Annotated in this window: 1 protein-coding gene; it reads right to left on the bottom strand. The window is 26.4% G+C overall.

From position 1 onward, the window contains the following. On the bottom strand, nt 1-297 hold a 297-nt coding region (locus LUA84_RS05425), incomplete at its 3' end, for a CoA-binding protein (RefSeq protein WP_457913372.1). Nucleotides 298-349 lie beyond the last annotated feature (52 nt).

Genomic DNA, 349 nt, shown 5'->3' on the forward strand with positions numbered 1-349 from the left:
TCCCAAAATTATTATTCCATATTTTTTTGAATATTCTACTATTTTTTCTTCAAGATCTTTTCTTCCAACTACAGAAAAACCAGCAGAAACAATTATTGCCAATTTTACTCCCTTTTCTCCAGCTTGTTTTATAACTTCAGGAACACCTTCTGCAGGTATTGCTACTACAACAGCATCTATATTTTCATTTATTTCAAGAATATTTTTATAGCATTTTAGATTATATAAATTATCGTAATTTGGATTTATTGGATATATTTTTCCAGGAAATCTTTTAATAAAATTCTTTAATATTATATTCCAACCTTTCCTTCTTTATTACTTGCTCCTACAATTGCAACAGATTTTA

It is taken from the genome of Candidatus Nanopusillus massiliensis, from assembly GCF_920984865.1.